Origin of the sequence: Methylocystis sp., from assembly GCF_046349115.1 — a bacterium.
Lineage (GTDB): Bacteria > Pseudomonadota > Alphaproteobacteria > Rhizobiales > Beijerinckiaceae > Methylocystis.
The window spans coordinates 1-14,048 of sequence record NZ_JAXMCX010000008.1 but is presented as its reverse complement, the minus strand read 5'-3'; the positions used below and the strand labels follow the sequence as shown (position 1 = coordinate 14,048).

Annotated in this window: 14 protein-coding genes and 1 tRNA gene; 10 read left to right on the top strand and 5 right to left on the bottom strand. The window is 59.5% G+C overall.

Features of this window, described 5'->3' with window-relative positions; genetic code table 11:
* Nucleotides 1–42: 42 nt before the first annotated feature.
* A complete protein-coding gene (locus U1E20_RS15800; protein ID WP_409981585.1) occupies nucleotides 43–1,632 on the top strand; it encodes a DUF882 domain-containing protein in 1,590 nt (529 codons plus the stop codon).
* A gap of 375 nt (nucleotides 1,633–2,007) precedes the next feature.
* On the opposite strand, the gene mdh is transcribed toward U1E20_RS15800, so the two are convergent.
* Nucleotides 2,008–2,970 (bottom strand): malate dehydrogenase, encoded by a 963-nt coding sequence (mdh, locus tag U1E20_RS15795; protein ID WP_409981584.1) that lies wholly within the window; start codon nucleotides 2,968–2,970, stop codon nucleotides 2,008–2,010.
* A 204-nt stretch (nucleotides 2,971–3,174) separates the two neighbouring features.
* Between mdh and U1E20_RS15790 the strand changes: the two genes are divergently transcribed.
* Complete coding sequence (locus tag U1E20_RS15790; protein WP_409981583.1) at nucleotides 3,175–3,726, top strand: hypothetical protein; 552 nt, start codon at nucleotides 3,175–3,177, stop codon at nucleotides 3,724–3,726.
* Nucleotides 3,727–3,830: 104 nt separating this feature from the next.
* Nucleotides 3,831–3,906: transfer RNA gene (locus U1E20_RS15785), tRNA-Lys, on the top strand.
* A gap of 227 nt (nucleotides 3,907–4,133) precedes the next feature.
* Here U1E20_RS15785 and U1E20_RS15780 read toward each other — a convergent pair.
* Both U1E20_RS15780 and U1E20_RS15775 read right to left on the bottom strand, forming a co-directional pair.
* Nucleotides 4,134–4,328: a helix-turn-helix transcriptional regulator gene (locus tag U1E20_RS15780; RefSeq protein ID WP_409981637.1), complete on the bottom strand. Its 195-nt coding sequence runs from the start codon at nucleotides 4,326–4,328 to the stop codon at nucleotides 4,134–4,136.
* Nucleotides 4,329–4,453: 125 nt separating this feature from the next.
* Nucleotides 4,454–4,645: an ATP-binding protein gene (locus tag U1E20_RS15775; RefSeq protein ID WP_409981636.1), complete on the bottom strand. Its 192-nt coding sequence runs from the start codon at nucleotides 4,643–4,645 to the stop codon at nucleotides 4,454–4,456.
* 849 nt (nucleotides 4,646–5,494) lie between these two features.
* Here U1E20_RS15775 and U1E20_RS15770 point away from each other — a divergent pair.
* The 6 genes from U1E20_RS15770 (at nucleotide 5,495) to U1E20_RS15745 (ending at nucleotide 11,875) form a co-directional block, all read left to right on the top strand.
* Nucleotides 5,495–6,838, top strand: a complete 1,344-nt coding sequence (locus tag U1E20_RS15770; protein ID WP_409981582.1) for a nucleotide sugar dehydrogenase — start codon at nucleotides 5,495–5,497, stop codon at nucleotides 6,836–6,838.
* 93 nt (nucleotides 6,839–6,931) lie between these two features.
* Nucleotides 6,932–7,990 (top strand): Gfo/Idh/MocA family protein, encoded by a 1,059-nt coding sequence (locus U1E20_RS15765; RefSeq protein WP_409981581.1) that lies wholly within the window; start codon nucleotides 6,932–6,934, stop codon nucleotides 7,988–7,990.
* Nucleotides 7,974–9,071: a DegT/DnrJ/EryC1/StrS family aminotransferase gene (locus U1E20_RS15760; RefSeq protein WP_409981580.1), complete on the top strand. Its 1,098-nt coding sequence runs from the start codon at nucleotides 7,974–7,976 to the stop codon at nucleotides 9,069–9,071. The genes U1E20_RS15765 and U1E20_RS15760 overlap by 17 nt, the downstream gene beginning before the upstream one ends.
* Before the next feature lie 32 nt (nucleotides 9,072–9,103).
* Nucleotides 9,104–9,763, top strand: coding sequence for an acetyltransferase (locus U1E20_RS15755; protein WP_409981579.1), 660 nt, complete (start codon nucleotides 9,104–9,106; stop codon nucleotides 9,761–9,763).
* Nucleotides 9,764–9,770: 7 nt separating this feature from the next.
* Complete coding sequence (locus U1E20_RS15750; protein WP_409981635.1) at nucleotides 9,771–10,736, top strand: NAD-dependent epimerase/dehydratase family protein; 966 nt, start codon at nucleotides 9,771–9,773, stop codon at nucleotides 10,734–10,736.
* A complete protein-coding gene (locus tag U1E20_RS15745) occupies nucleotides 10,736–11,875 on the top strand; it encodes a DegT/DnrJ/EryC1/StrS family aminotransferase (protein ID WP_409981634.1) in 1,140 nt (379 codons plus the stop codon). Before U1E20_RS15750 ends, U1E20_RS15745 begins: the two co-directional genes overlap by 1 nt.
* A 19-nt stretch (nucleotides 11,876–11,894) precedes the next feature.
* On the opposite strand, the gene U1E20_RS15740 is transcribed toward U1E20_RS15745, so the two are convergent.
* Nucleotides 11,895–12,821 carry a sugar transferase gene (locus U1E20_RS15740; RefSeq protein WP_409981578.1) on the bottom strand — a complete coding sequence of 309 codons (927 nt, stop codon included), beginning with the start codon at nucleotides 12,819–12,821 and terminating at the stop codon, nucleotides 11,895–11,897.
* A 302-nt stretch (nucleotides 12,822–13,123) separates the two neighbouring features.
* Between U1E20_RS15740 and U1E20_RS15735 the strand changes: the two genes are divergently transcribed.
* Complete coding sequence (locus tag U1E20_RS15735) at nucleotides 13,124–13,327, top strand: hypothetical protein (RefSeq protein WP_409981577.1); 204 nt, start codon at nucleotides 13,124–13,126, stop codon at nucleotides 13,325–13,327.
* Between the two features lie 14 nt (nucleotides 13,328–13,341).
* Here the strand turns inward: U1E20_RS15735 and U1E20_RS15730 are convergent, their stop codons facing one another.
* On the bottom strand, nucleotides 13,342–13,641 hold the full coding sequence (locus tag U1E20_RS15730; RefSeq protein ID WP_409981576.1) for a hypothetical protein: 300 nt from the start codon (nucleotides 13,639–13,641) through the stop codon (nucleotides 13,342–13,344).
* Nucleotides 13,642–14,048 lie beyond the last annotated feature (407 nt).

Sequence of the window (14,048 nt, the reverse complement as noted above, 5' to 3'; positions counted from 1 at the left end):
GTCGGATAAGGCGCGCTTCAAGCGAGACGAGGAAGCGACCCATTGACGACGCCTCGCTCCAGCGCGCGCCTGAATTTCGTCCCGCTTTCCAAAGCGCTTATTTCGAAATCGCTTATTTCGAAATCGCTTGGGCTCTTCGTCCTTTGCCTGGCGACGCTCGCGCCGAAAATCACCGAAACCGCGGTCGCCAATGGCGACACAAGGACGATTTATCTTTACCACGCCCATACGCATGAATCGATTTCGGCGACCTATCTTGTCAACGGGCAATACGACCCCAACGTCCTCCAGCAACTGAACTGGTTCCTGCGCGACTGGCGGCGCGACGAGCCGACCAATATGGACCCGCGCCTCTTCGACGTGGTGTGGGAGGCCTATCGCAACGCCGGCGCCGGCGACCAGGTCGTGAACGTCGTCTCCGCCTATCGTTCTCCCGAGACCAACGCGATGCTGCGCGCCCGTTCGCGCGCCGTCGCGAAATATTCCCAGCACATGCTCGGCAAGGCGATGGACACCACCATGCCGGGCATGCCGATGTCGCAAATCCGCGAAATCGGGATGCGGATGCAGCGTGGCGGCGTCGGCTATTATCCGACGGCGGGCACGCCATTCGTGCATCTCGACGTCGGCAATGTGCGCCACTGGCCGCGCATGAGCTATGACGAGCTGGTTCGGCTGTTCCCCGACGGCAAGACCGTGCATCTGCCGACCAACAACCAGCCGCTGGCGCGCTATGAAGAGGCGCGCGCTGAGATCGAAGCCCGCGGCGACGGCGCCTATGTCGCGTCAGCGCCGCGGCGCACCTTCGGCGGGTTCTTCGCCATGCTGTTTGGCGGCGCAAGCGGCGGCGAGGAAGACGATTCGGAAGTCACGGCGCCTGCGCCGAGCACGCGCAAGCAGTGGGCCTCGCTTGCGCCGCGATCCGCTCGCGGGGCGAGCGGGGGCGAGGCTGAAGAAGAAGGCGCCGCGTCGGGCCGGGCCGGAGCCAATCGCTATCGCGCGCAAGAGATCGCGCGCGCCGAGGCCGATCTGCCGCGCGGCGAAACCACGCTCTCAGCGCCGGGCGCGGAGCCGCCCGAGCCGGCGGCCTCTCCAACGGCGACGCTGGGCGCCCGGGCGCCGCTGCCGCCGCAGCGCCCCGCTTCGCTCACCGCGTTCGCCGACAAAGAGATGGCCTATGACCGTTCCGCGGCGCTCGCCGCCGTGGACCGGTCGCGCGAACTGCAAAGCGCGGTCGAATATCGGGACAATGACGCGTCGGACCGCGGTTCGAATGATGCGTCGGCCGACGATGCGCCGCCGCGTCGTCGCGCGAAGGCGGCCCCCCTGCCCCCGGCTCGGCCGGAAACTTTCGATGCAAAGGCGACGAGCGCGATTGCGCGGCTTGTCGACTCGCCCAAAACAGCGGCAAGAAAGTCTAATTCAAAGGCTAGGCGCGACTCGCTTGCCTATGCGCCCGAGCCCAAGGAGCCTTCCGACGGCGCTGAAGGGGCCGCCCAAAGCAGCGGCGCTGAACAACCGGCGAAAGCCTCGCTTATCGCTCCCACAGGGATCAGATCCGCCGCGAGAGCGCGCAGCCGCGCCGACACGGATGCGAAGGAATTAGCGGGAGAAAGCCCGAAAACCCGGTAATTTCACTCCGTGACCTGAACCCGTACAGGTTTTGCCCGGGCCCGGCTTCAATCGTAAAAAGCCGCAGCTCGGTTACGGAAGCAAAGCAACCGAATGTATCGCCGCAAGCCCTAGAAGAATTGCCGCGCGCGCTGCGAAATACAGCGTGCCGGCGACGGCGATGACTTTGACAAAGACATAAGCGTCAGGGTCAAACATGGCGCGAAATCCATCTTGCAAGTCCGAGCCTCTCAAAGAAAAGCAGGGCTTCAGACAAGTAACCCCAACTTGCAAGGATTGTTCCTCTTGTCGCGCCCAAGCAGGAGCGGACGACAGAGGCGGCGCGGCGCGCGAATATCGCGAATAATCTGACCTCGGGGACTTCGGGGAAGACGCTCAGGCGAAGGCGGAATCGAGCGACTTGGCCGCCTCGATCAGCGAGCGGACTGATCCGACCGATTTTTCAAACATCGCCCGTTCGGTCTCGTCGAGACTAATCTCCATCACCCGCTCGACGCCAGTGGCGCCGATGACGACCGGAACGCCGACATAGAGTCCGTCGACGCCATATTGTCCGGTCAGATAGGCGGCGCAGGGCATCACCCGGCGCTTGTCCTTAAGATAGCTTTCCGCCATGGCGATCGCGGCGGTCGCCGGCGCATAAAAGGCGGAGCCGGTCTTGAGCAGGCCGACGATTTCCCCGCCCCCCTTGCGCGTCCGCTCGACGATCGCGTCGATGCGTTCCTGGGTGGTCCAGCCCATCGCGACAATGTCCGGCAGGGGCACGCCGGCGACGCTCGAGTAGCGCACCGAGGGCACCATGTCGTCGCCATGGCCGCCCAAAACGAAGGCGCTCACATCCTCGACCGAAACATCAAGCTCCTCGGCCAAAAAATAGCGAAAGCGCGAGGAATCGAGCATGCCGGCCATGCCGACGACGCGTTGCGTCGGCAGGCCCGACGCTTTCTGCAGCGCCCAGACCATGACGTCGAGCGGATTGGTGATGCAGATGACGAAAGCGTCGGGCGCATATTGCCTGATGCCGGCGCCGACCTTGCCGATGACCCCGAGATTGATCGACAGGAGATCGTCGCGGCTCATGCCGGGCTGGCGCGGCACGCCCGCCGTGACAATGACGACGTCCGCCCCTTCGATCGCCGAATAGTCGGAGCCGCCGGAAAGCTTGGCGTCAAAGCCGGCGACGGGAGACGATTGGGCGATGTCCAGCGCCTTGCCCTGCGGCACGCCGTCAACGATATCGAAAAGAACGATGTCGCCTAATTCCTTGAGGCCGGCGAGATGGGCGAGCGTTCCGCCGATATTGCCGGCGCCGATCAAAGCGATTTTTCTTCGCGACATAACCAAACTCGTTCTTTGCTTCTCGACAACTGCTAGCGCGCTTTTGCGGCCGTGGGAAGACGTGTTGAGGTTTTGCGGCGCGAGCGCGCCTTAAAGGACCGGCGTGATCGGGGAACGTCAGCGAGCCTCGCGCTTTAGTGTCGCAGGGATTGCGGGCCGTCGCGGCGCTGCTTACTTGCGAGGATCGAGGGAGCTTACGGACAAATGAAGAGAGAATTCACGCCGAGGCGCATATTCGCCGCCGCGATCGCGACAAGCGCGCTGTTCCTGGGATCGGCCGCGGCGCGGGCGTCGGATCCGGACGAGGCGGAGCTTTTGACCCAATTCGACAAGGTCGATGTCTGGCATTTTCCCGTCGACTACGCGGTTCGCCACAACAATCAGGACGTCATCGTCACCCGCGAGATGGTGGCGCAGCCGGCGCCTGAGGGCGCGCTCTGCTACATCCGCTTCGATCTCATCGCCGGCGAGGGCGATTACGGCTATGGTTTCAAGCCTGGCGGGCCGCGTGACGCCCATTGGGGCGTCAATGTCCTGAAAAGGGGTACCGTTCTCAACCAATTGGCCTCCCGGCTCAAAATGAACGTCATCTATTTTTACGCCCAAGGGCCGAAGTCAGCCGAAGCCGGCGCGGTTTGCGCGCGCAAGCAGAGCGCGCCGACCGCCGAAGCCGGCAACGCCTATCGGGGCCCCTGGGCCGATCTCGTCACCAAATCGCGCCTGATCCATGGGTGGCCGGCGGCGCCCGCCCCTTAGCCGACAAAGGAAAATGCCCACCGGCGGCGCGTAACGCTGGACAGCCGCGAGCGGTTTTGTTATTCGCACCGCTCGTTCCGAACAGCGCCTTGCGCTGGACGGACGGGCGCATAGCTCAGTTGGTAGAGCAGCTGACTCTTAATCAGCGGGTCCAAGGTTCGAGCCCTTGTGCGCCCACCAATAAAATCAAATAGATATATAGAATATGCTTTCTTGAATGCCGCTTCGGCCGCCGTCTGGACGACGCTGTGGACACCAAAGGAGAAATTTCGCTGTTGGCGCTTCCTCGCCTTGCCCCGATGCGCCAACCGCTCCCAAATATCGGCGCTGAGAGCGTCCGCGCAGCCTGCATATTTTGGCGTGATCACAATTTCGCGCAGGACATGCCGGGCTGCTTGAGGGAGCGTCTAGAACAGACGCTCCAATTGATTGGCTCGATAGCCAGCAGGATTGGCAATCCAACGATTGACCGCGGACTCGCGCCAGCCCGCGCCGTTGATGCTGCTAGGCGCTTGGCGCGGGAATGCGGCTTCGGCGATCACGCGATAGAGGGTCGAACGGGACAGTCCTGTGCGGGCAAGCACAGTCTTTATTCGGATGATCCTTTCACCTTAAGCCACGGGACGTTGTTCCATTCCATGATGTGTCACGCGCGCCATGGAAACAGAATTGGCGGCCCGCAATTCATCCGCAAGACCTATCTGGCGAGCGTTGGGCAGCAGTGAATTTACGGCGGCAAAAACAGGCGAACGGCGTCTCGATCTTCGACGTCCACGCCAACGCCATGGTCGATGACTTCCAAATTGCGGTCGCGGGCGAGACGAATGGTGATCGTTCCGCCGGGCGGTTCCGCACGCGCCGCGTTCTCCATCAGATTCGTCACGATGCTCTCGACGGCCCTGCGGGAAGCAGGCGCAATTATCTCCGCTTGAGGCGATCAGCAATGAACCCCGCCAAGTCGAGCTGGTTCCTCGACGATCAACATTCTCATAGCGAAATTCCGCATCCGCGGCGCAATGGCCGCCGAACCCAATTATGCTTGGCGTGGCGGATTGCAGTATCCGTGCGCGTATTGGGCGCCGGGCAATACTCTTTGTTTCCGTTCCGCTCGACTCCGAGGGAGCGTTACCATAGGCGCGCCCGGCTTCGTTCGGACTTCGCCAAGCGGGCGGACCGGTCCGCGAACAGCAAATTTTCTTTATTCTCGCCTTCTTGCATTCTTGGGCGTCCTGCAGACCGTTTCATCGGAGGACTCTCAAGAAGGCGATCTCGACGCCTTATTGCGGCGGTCTGGCGCGCAATCAATCGCCGGCCAGGACAGCCGCGGCAAGACGCGCGCCTCAAGTCGACCGTCGAGCCGAGTACATTGTTGCAGTTAGGATCGCGCATGTGTCGGCGCTGGGCGCTATCCCGATTGGCTCTACTTATGAACGACATCGCCAATCGGCTTTCTTTATCGAGCGGCGCAATGCGGCCCGAAGGCGAATGGACGAACTCGATCCGCATCTTAAAGAGATCGACTTGCCCTTCTGAAAATGCTCCCGCCGTATCCGGCCAATCATCTCCACCACCATCATCCTTCACCGCCCGCTCGATGCCAAAGCGGACAGACCTGCAAACACTTCGCAAGGGGGGTCAATTTTGGACGCCGACCCCCGGGCTTAGGGGGGACAAAATTGCGCGCCGAAACACAAAGATGACAATTGCCAAGTTCTTTTTCAAAATTATATAGGCTCGTGGAGCCTGCCGAGCTTAGGATAATATGCACATGCAAAACGAGCGTTTGCCTGTAGAGGTGTTACTTGCGCGGTATCGTGATCGTACCGCGACGATCGGAGTCGTAGGTCTCGGCTATGTCGGCCTGCCACTCGTCGCTGCGCTGGTCGCCGAACGGTTTGAGGTCGTCGGACTTGACATCGACCCCGCGAAAGTCGACGCGCTCAAGCGCGGAGAATCATATATCAGCCATGTTTCGGCGGATTTGTTCGTCCCCGCGATCAGAAAAGGACGGTTCCGACCGACCAGCGATTTTCGTGATCTTCGGGTCGCGGACGCCATACTGATATGCGTGCCGACCCCGCTCACGGCGCATCGCGAACCTGATCTGTCTTATGTCGAGGCGACGGCGCGGGCAATACTGCCGAATTTGCGGCGGGGCCAACTCATCATCCTTGAGTCGACCTCCTACCCAGGAACAACACGCGACCTCATCAAGACAATTTTGGAAGAATCGCATCTACGCAGCGGTAAGGATTTCTATATCGCCTTCAGTCCAGAACGCGAGGACCCGGGCAATATTGAATTTTCGACGAGCAAAATACCCAAGGTCGTCGGCGGCGACGGCCTGGACGCGCTCAATCTCGCGGATGAATTGTATAGCGCCTTCGTAACGCGCACCGTTCGCGTCTCAAATCTTGAGACGGCGGAAGCCGTCAAAATCACAGAGAACGTATTTCGCGCGGTCAACATCGCGCTCGTCAACGAACTCAAGGTTCTTTATGCGGCGATGGGGATCGATGTCTGGGAAGTCATCGACGCCGCTAAAACAAAGCCGTTCGGGTTCATGGCGTTCTATCCCGGGCCGGGTCTGGGCGGGCATTGCATCCCGATCGATCCTTTTTATCTCACCTGGAAATCACGCGAATTCGGCTTGCCAACTCGGTTTATCGAGCTTGCGGGCGAGATCAATACGACGATGCCGCGTTATGTCGTTTCGCGCCTTGCCGAGGAATTGAACCAGCGCGCAAGCTGCGCGCTTAATGGCGCACGCGTGCTTGTTGTTGGCCTGTCGTACAAGAAAAACATCAACGATACGCGCGAGAGCCCGTCTTTCCTCCTCATCGAGTTGCTTGAAACGCAAGGCGCACGGTGCGACGTGCACGACCCTTTCGTTCCGGTCATTCCGAAAACGCGCGAACACGCCGCCTTGGCTGGACGCGAATCCATCACGTTGAGCGCGCAAGCGCTTGGCGAATATGACGCTGTTCTGATATCAACCGATCACGACGATATTGACTACGCGCTCATCGCCAATCACGCGAAGCTCGTGGTCGATACGCGCAACGTATGCACGCGCAAGGGTTTTTGCGGGGCGAACATTGTGAAAGCTTAGCAACAAGCCGGGCGCACGCATGGGGCGTCTTTTTGCTTGTTTGAATTGTTCTGACGCGGCGAACGCTATTCGCCGCCACGCTGGAGTTATGGCATGTCGAAGGATGATCCGGAAATCAACCTAGCAGTTGTCGGGTACGGCTATTGGGGAACGAACCTCGTTCGAAATTTTGAAGAACTGCCTTGCGCCAACCTCCAGGCCGTGGTCGAGCCAGATCCCGGAAAATGCCAGCGGGTCCAGCAGCGTTATCGCGGCCTGCGCACTGTGTCCGCGCTCGAGGATATTCTCGATGACAGCAGCATCGACGCAGTCGCGATCGCAACGCCCGTCGATACGCATTTCGATCTTGCGATGGCGGCGCTCAACGCCGGCAAGCATGTCTGGATCGAAAAACCCATGACCGAAACCTCCGAGCAGGCGCGTCAGCTCGTCGAGGTTGCCAAGCGTCGCAAACTGACGTTGTTCGTCGATCATACCTTTCTCTACACAAGCGCAATCCGGAAAATGCAGGAAATTGTTGCGCATGGCGATTTTGGCAAAATCTACTATTACGATTCGACGCGCGTAAATCTTGGCCTTTTCCAACACGACGTGAACGTGATTTCGGATCTTGCGGTTCACGACTTTTCGATACTGGATTTCATTCTGCCAGAACGCCCCATCGCCGTTTCGGCGAGCGGAACGACCCATTTTCCCGGCATGCCGGAAAATCTAGCCTTCGTGAGTTTGTTTTATGAGTCAGGCACGATCGCACATACCAATGTCAGCTGGCTTGCGCCCGTGAAGGTGCGGCAAATTCTACTTGGCGGCGCCAACAAGATGATCGTCTATGACGACATGGCGCCGTCCGAGAAAGTAAAGGTCTATGACTGTGGGGTGAGCTTTACCAGTGACCCAAGGGAAATCTACCAGCGTCTGGTTGGTTATCGCACGGGTGACATGTGGGCGCCGAAGTTGGAATTGACCGAAGCGTTGCGGGTCGCGGGCGAGCACTTTGTTGACTGCATCCGCACTGGAGAAACGCCGATCACCGATGGCGCGCTCGGGCTGCGCGTGGTTGAGCTTATCGAAGCGGCGACGACCTCGATGAAACGCCGCGGTGAAACTGTTGAAATTAAGACTGGAGAAAAGGCTCGTGATTCCATTCGTTGATCTCAAGGCCCAATATGCCGGCATCAAAGAAGAAGTAAACGCCGCAATACAACGAGTCCTCGAGAGCTGCCATTTCACGCTTGGGCCTGAAGTCGCCGCATTTGAGGAGGAATTCGCGCGTTATTGCAACGCGCAATATTGCGTCGCCGTCAACAGCGGAACGAGCGCCCTCCACCTCGCTCTTCTGGCCGCGGGCGTTGGCCCCGATGACGAGGTGATTACGGTTCCTTTCACTTTCATGGCGACGGTGTCGGCAATCCAATATACCGGCGCGACTCCCGTTCTCGTCGATATCGATCCCGTAACCTACACGATCGACGTGAAGTTGCTGGAAGCCGCAATTACGAAGAAGACGAAGGCGATCATCCCGGTGCATCTCTATGGCCAACCCGCCGATATGGACCCGCTGCTCGCCATCGCGCGGGCGCACGGCCTTATGGTCATAGAGGATGCCGCGCAGGCGCATGGCGCGGAATATAAGGGAAGGCGCGTCGGCTCGATGGGCGATTTGGCCTGTTTCAGCTTTTATCCAGGGAAGAATCTCGGCGCCTATGGCGAAGGCGGTATGGTCGCGACCAACGATGCAGCGCTGACGCGAACGCTTCGGATGTTGCGCGATTGGGGCGCCGAAAAGAAATACGAGCACGTCCTCAAGGGCTATAATTATCGCATGGAAGCCCTGCAAGGCGCGGTGTTGCGGATCAAGTTGCGTCATCTGGAGACGTGGACCGAAGCGCGGCGCATGGCGGCGGCGCGCTACGATCACTCTTTCAACGGTAGCGGGGTGCAGACGCCTGTGGCGATGCCCTATGCGCGTCATGTCTATCATGTTTACGCGATACGCACGCAGCAACGCGCCCGTTGGCAAGAACAATTGCAGGCGAGAGGCGTCTCCACCGGCATACATTATCCGACCCCGATCCATCTTCTGCCGGCCTTTTCGGATCTCGGATATGGCGCCGGAAGTTTTCCCCATGCCGAGCTGGCGGCGAAGGAAGTGCTTTCGCTGCCGATGTTTCCTGAATTATCGCCGGAGCAGATCGACGAGGTCGTGGCGGCCGTGCTTTCGTGCAGGGAATGATATGAGCGTCATCATATCTTTCGGAGCGGCGCGTGCCCCAGACTCCCTATAGCGGCGCGTCGCTGCTCATTTTTCCGTTCAATGGCAATGGCCTCGAGGCGCTCGACTGCCTTGGCGACGCCTATCGTTTCGTCGGATTTGTCGACGACAGTCCAGAGAAGCGAAAAGAGTCTCGTGGCTTCCCGGTCTTTGATCGCGGCGCGTTCGAAAAATTCCCAGACGCACATGTTCTCGCCGCGCCGGGCAGTCCAACGTCGTTTCGCGCGCGACGCCAGACGATTTCCGATCTGGGGCTGCCTGATGAAAGATTTGCGCGCGTAATCCATCCGATGGCGCGAATTTCCCCGCTTGCCAAAATTGGGCTCAATGCCCTCGTCATGGCGGGCGTGGTCGTAACCAGTAATTGCAGCATTGGCGATCACGTCTGTATCTTGCCAAATTCCGTGCTTCATCATGATACGAAGATCGGGGATTATTGCCTCGTCGGCTCCAATGTAACGATTGCGGGCGGCGTCACGCTCGCGGATAATTGTTATGTCGGCAGCGGTTGCTCGATCATCAATGGCGCGACGATTGGCGCTGGCGCCATGCTCGGAATTGGAAGTAATGTGATTCACGACGTCGCACCGGGCGTCGTTGTCGTCGGGAACCCGGCGCGGCCAGTCAGTCAACAGCCCCGAGCAGAGGAATAAAATGGAGATCAACGGCTCGCGTATTTTGATTACGGGCGGCTGCGGGCTTGTCGGTTCGACAACCATTGACCTCCTTTTGCGGCATTACGCGCCTGCGCAGATCGTCATTCTCGACGATTTAAGTCGCGGGTCGCTGAAAAATGTCGACGCCGCGCTCAAGGATCCGCGCGTTTCGCTGGTGCGCGGCGACATTCGCGACGCCGAGCTAACGCGTAAGCTTATGGTCGGAATGGACGCCGTGATCCACATGGCGACGCTCCGCATCACCGCCTGTGCGGCGGAACCGCGCGAGGCGTTGGGCGTCATGTGCGATGGAAGCTTCAACGTCGTTGAGGCTGCGAAAGAAGCGAAGGTGAAGAAAGTCGTCGCCGCTTCATCCGCCTCTATTTACGGCCTTGCAGATGATTTTCCGACTAAGGAAACACACCATCCCTATAACAACCGCACCTGGTATGGCGCTAGCAAGATCATGTTGGAAGGACTGCTACGGTCGTTTAACGATATGTATGGGTTGCCCTATGTCGCGCTCCGCTATTTTAACGTCTATGGACCGCGAATGGATATTCACGGCAAATATACGGAAGTGCTCATTCGCTGGATGGAGCGCATCGAAGCTGGGCAGGGGCCATTAATCCTTGGTGATGGCAATACGACGATGGACTTCATCTACATCGACGATGTCGCGCGATCGAACATTCTCGCGCTGGCCTCCGACCTTCAGGATGACGTCTTCAACGTCGCGAGCGGCTCGGAGACAAGCCTCAACGATCTCGCCGCGACTCTCCTTCGCGTCATGGGCAGCGAGCTTACTCCCGAACGTGGTCCCGAACGCAAGGTCAACTCCGTAACTCGACGGCTGGCTGACATCAGCAAGGCGGAGCGTATGTTGGGCTTTCGGGCCGAAGTCGGACTTTACGATGGCCTGAGGCAGCTGGTCGACTGGTGGCGCGCGACACGGAGCGACGTCGCATGATGATACCGATAATCAGGCCGGCGATGGGCGAAGAGGAGGCGGCCGCCGCACGACGCGTCATTCTCAGCGGGTGGATTTCGCAAGGCCCGGAAGTCGCCGCATTCGAGCAGGAGTTCAGCGCGGTCGTCGGAGCTTCGCATGCCTGCGCCGTCTCGAATTGCACAACGGCGCTGCACCTCGCACTCCTCGCCGTTGGCGTTGGGCCGGGCGACGAGGTCATCACGGTCAGCCATTCCTACATCGCGACAGCGAATGCTATCCGTTATTGCGGCGCTGTTCCGATCTTCGTCGATATCGAGCCTGACAGCTTCAATATCGATCCCCGTCTGATCGAGCCCATGATCAATGCACGGACCCGCGCTATTCTCTGCGTTCATCAGATCGGAATGCCGTGCAATCTTGAGGCGATCGTCGACATTGCCCGGCGACGCCGCATACCGGTCATCGAAGACGCCGCCTGCGCGATCGGCAGCGAAATCCGCTGGGCCGACAGCTGGGAGCGAATCGGCAAGCCGCACGGCGACATCGCTTGCTTTTCCTTCCATCCGCGCAAGATCATGAGCACTGGCGACGGCGGCATGATCACAACCGCAAATGGCGAGTGGGACAAGACCTTTCGATTGCTGCGACAGCACGCCATGAGCGTTCCTGACACGGTGCGTCACCGCGCCAACCAAGTCATTTTCGAGTCCTATGAATCGCTGGGCTATAATTATCGAATGACCGACATTCAAGCTGCCGTCGGCCGCGAACAATTGAAGCGCTTGCCGGAAATCTATGAAAAGCGCCGTCAGTTGGCCGAACGTTACCGCGCGCTGCTCGGAGAGATCGATGGTCTTGTTTTGCCGTCAGAGCCGGTCTGGGCGCGTAGCAACTGGCAAAGCTTCTGCGTGCGCCTCCCGCCCGCCATCGATCAGCGTGAAACAATGCAGCAAATGCTTGATGAAGGTATTGCGACGCGCCGCGGCGTCATGTGCAGCCACCGCGAACCCGCATATCGCGACGCCGTGCTGCGGTGTCCTCTGACCCATTCCGAGCAAGCGCAGGAACGCTCCATCATCCTGCCGCTCTACCATCAGATGACCGATGATGAGCAAAATCGCGTCGCGCATTCCCTGAAACGCGCTTGCCGCCTGTGACGCGAGCGCTCCGTAAAGCTCACTGTTCTTTCTGACTTTCGGACGTCTCGCAGCTGGCCGGTTGGGGCGACGCGCGAATGTCGCGCACTTCGCCCATGACCGCCGGAATTGTCCTGAAGATGATTTTCAGGTCGAGGAGCAGAGAGCGCTTACGCACATATTCGATATCGAGCTGGACCATTTCGTTGAAAGTCGTTTTGTTTTTGCCTGAAACCTGCCAGAGGCCCGTCAGGCCCGGCGGCGTCAGGAAACGCTCCTGCTGCCAGATCTGGTATCTCTCGGCTTCTCCCGGCAGACAGGGACGCGGCCCCACAAGACTCATCTCACCCAGCCATACATTGATGAGTTGAGGCAACTCGTCCAGTCCCGCCGCGCGGAGCAGCCTTCCGAACCGAATTAGTCGCGTGTCGCCGCGCGAATCGAGCTTCGTCATCGGCTTGCCGCTCTCGATGAGATCTGCCGCATGCGCTTCATGGACGCATGTATCGGCGCCGACGACCATCGTGCGGAACTTGTAAATCACAAACGGCTTGCCGAACAAACCGACGCGCTCCTGCCGAAACAGGATCGGGCCTCGCGAGCTAATCTTGATCAACAACGCGATCATGATCACAAGCGGCCATAGACACGCCGCGCAGAGCAGCACGCCAACAACGTCAAGCAGACGTTTCCAGCGCGGAACGCGCCCACCGCGCGGTTTACACGCGCCTAAAGACGAATCATCGAGGTCTAGAATGGGCACTGCGCTCACGACTACCGCGTTGTCAAACAGCGGTCCACGGCGATAATTACGACGCGACATACGTTTATAACCAATTTCATCCAAATAAAACGCTAGCCGGCGATTGCGTCCAAAAAGCCCTCTCGAAAGCGATCTTAAAAACTTAGTCGCGGCGGCCACGTATCCAACAACGAGCATCGCGAAAACTGTATGGTTCGCCTTCATCAAATATCTCGCCCAGCTCATACCCCGTAACCCCACTTAAATGGGCACGCCAGTGAAAATTGCCAGGCTTTCTGAGCATAAGCTCGGTCACATAGCGCGCTCTTATTAAACGCCGATTGGGGCGCAGGAATCAACTTGGGATATACATGTAAATCGGAAGCAGCCATCGGGCTACGTGGGGTCAAGAACCCGTATATAGCGGTAGTGTGACAGTTTGAAAATGGATTTTATGCATGAAGGAGCATGCATGCCGGCTCATTGAGTCTGCTTTAGCATATTATTGAGCGGGCGGGAGTTTTTGGATGGAGGCCGATCACGACCGCAAGCCCGTCATTCTCAATTGGCGCGCCCTCAATTGGCGCGCCGCGGACATTTGGATGCATGGCGCCGCGCCGCAAGCGCTGCTGCGACCGCCGCCAGCCGACTTGCTGCGCGAATGGATCGTCTCAACGCGCGTGAACAAGGCGGGCGTCGGTGACAAATCGAAGCTCGTCGATCCTGTTTAGGCGCCGTCCGCGCCTCAGCAGCGGACGTGCACGAGCTCATACCCCAAGAAAGGGAACAGCGGCCAGATCGGTTCCCAGTGCGAGCAGACCGGATTATAGTCCGGCATCCGGTAATAGGGAGCGATGGCATGGGCGGAAGCAGCGCCGAGCGCGGCGCTGCCGAGTCCCATCCGGGCGCTATAGTCGACTCGATCGCCGCCATAGCTTGATCCGCTCCAATACGAGAAATCTTCGGCGCAAGCGACGCCGCTCGTCTCCGCGACCAGGCCGGCCGATAAAATTGCGGCGGCAAAAAATCTGCTGAAGCTTTTCATGGCGAGTCCCCCTGCGGAGCGTCCCGAGCATAAAGATGTCGCCCATCAGCGACAACAGCCAAAGGGAAGCACGCAACGGTCGCCAAGCATCGAACTTCTTCGCCGCCACAGGATGCGAGCCGCATTAATATGAACCCGCTCTGGCGTCGCACGAAGTTCCTGTGGTGGTGGGCCCGCGACAGGCATGTTTGCCTCGGGCTCAGCTGGACAGTCGGGCAATGCCTGGCGACGGCCTGGACGGCGGCGAAGCATCGGCGCGACGCTCATGCCGAGGGATTTGCGCCGCGGGCTATGATTGAAACCGCACAAGCGCCGGCGAGACGCACAGCTAAAGCGCGGCAGGCGCCGCGCGCACAGAAACGCCCCGACCGTGGATGTAAGCGCGGGGCGTCTTTTGTGCTCAGCGG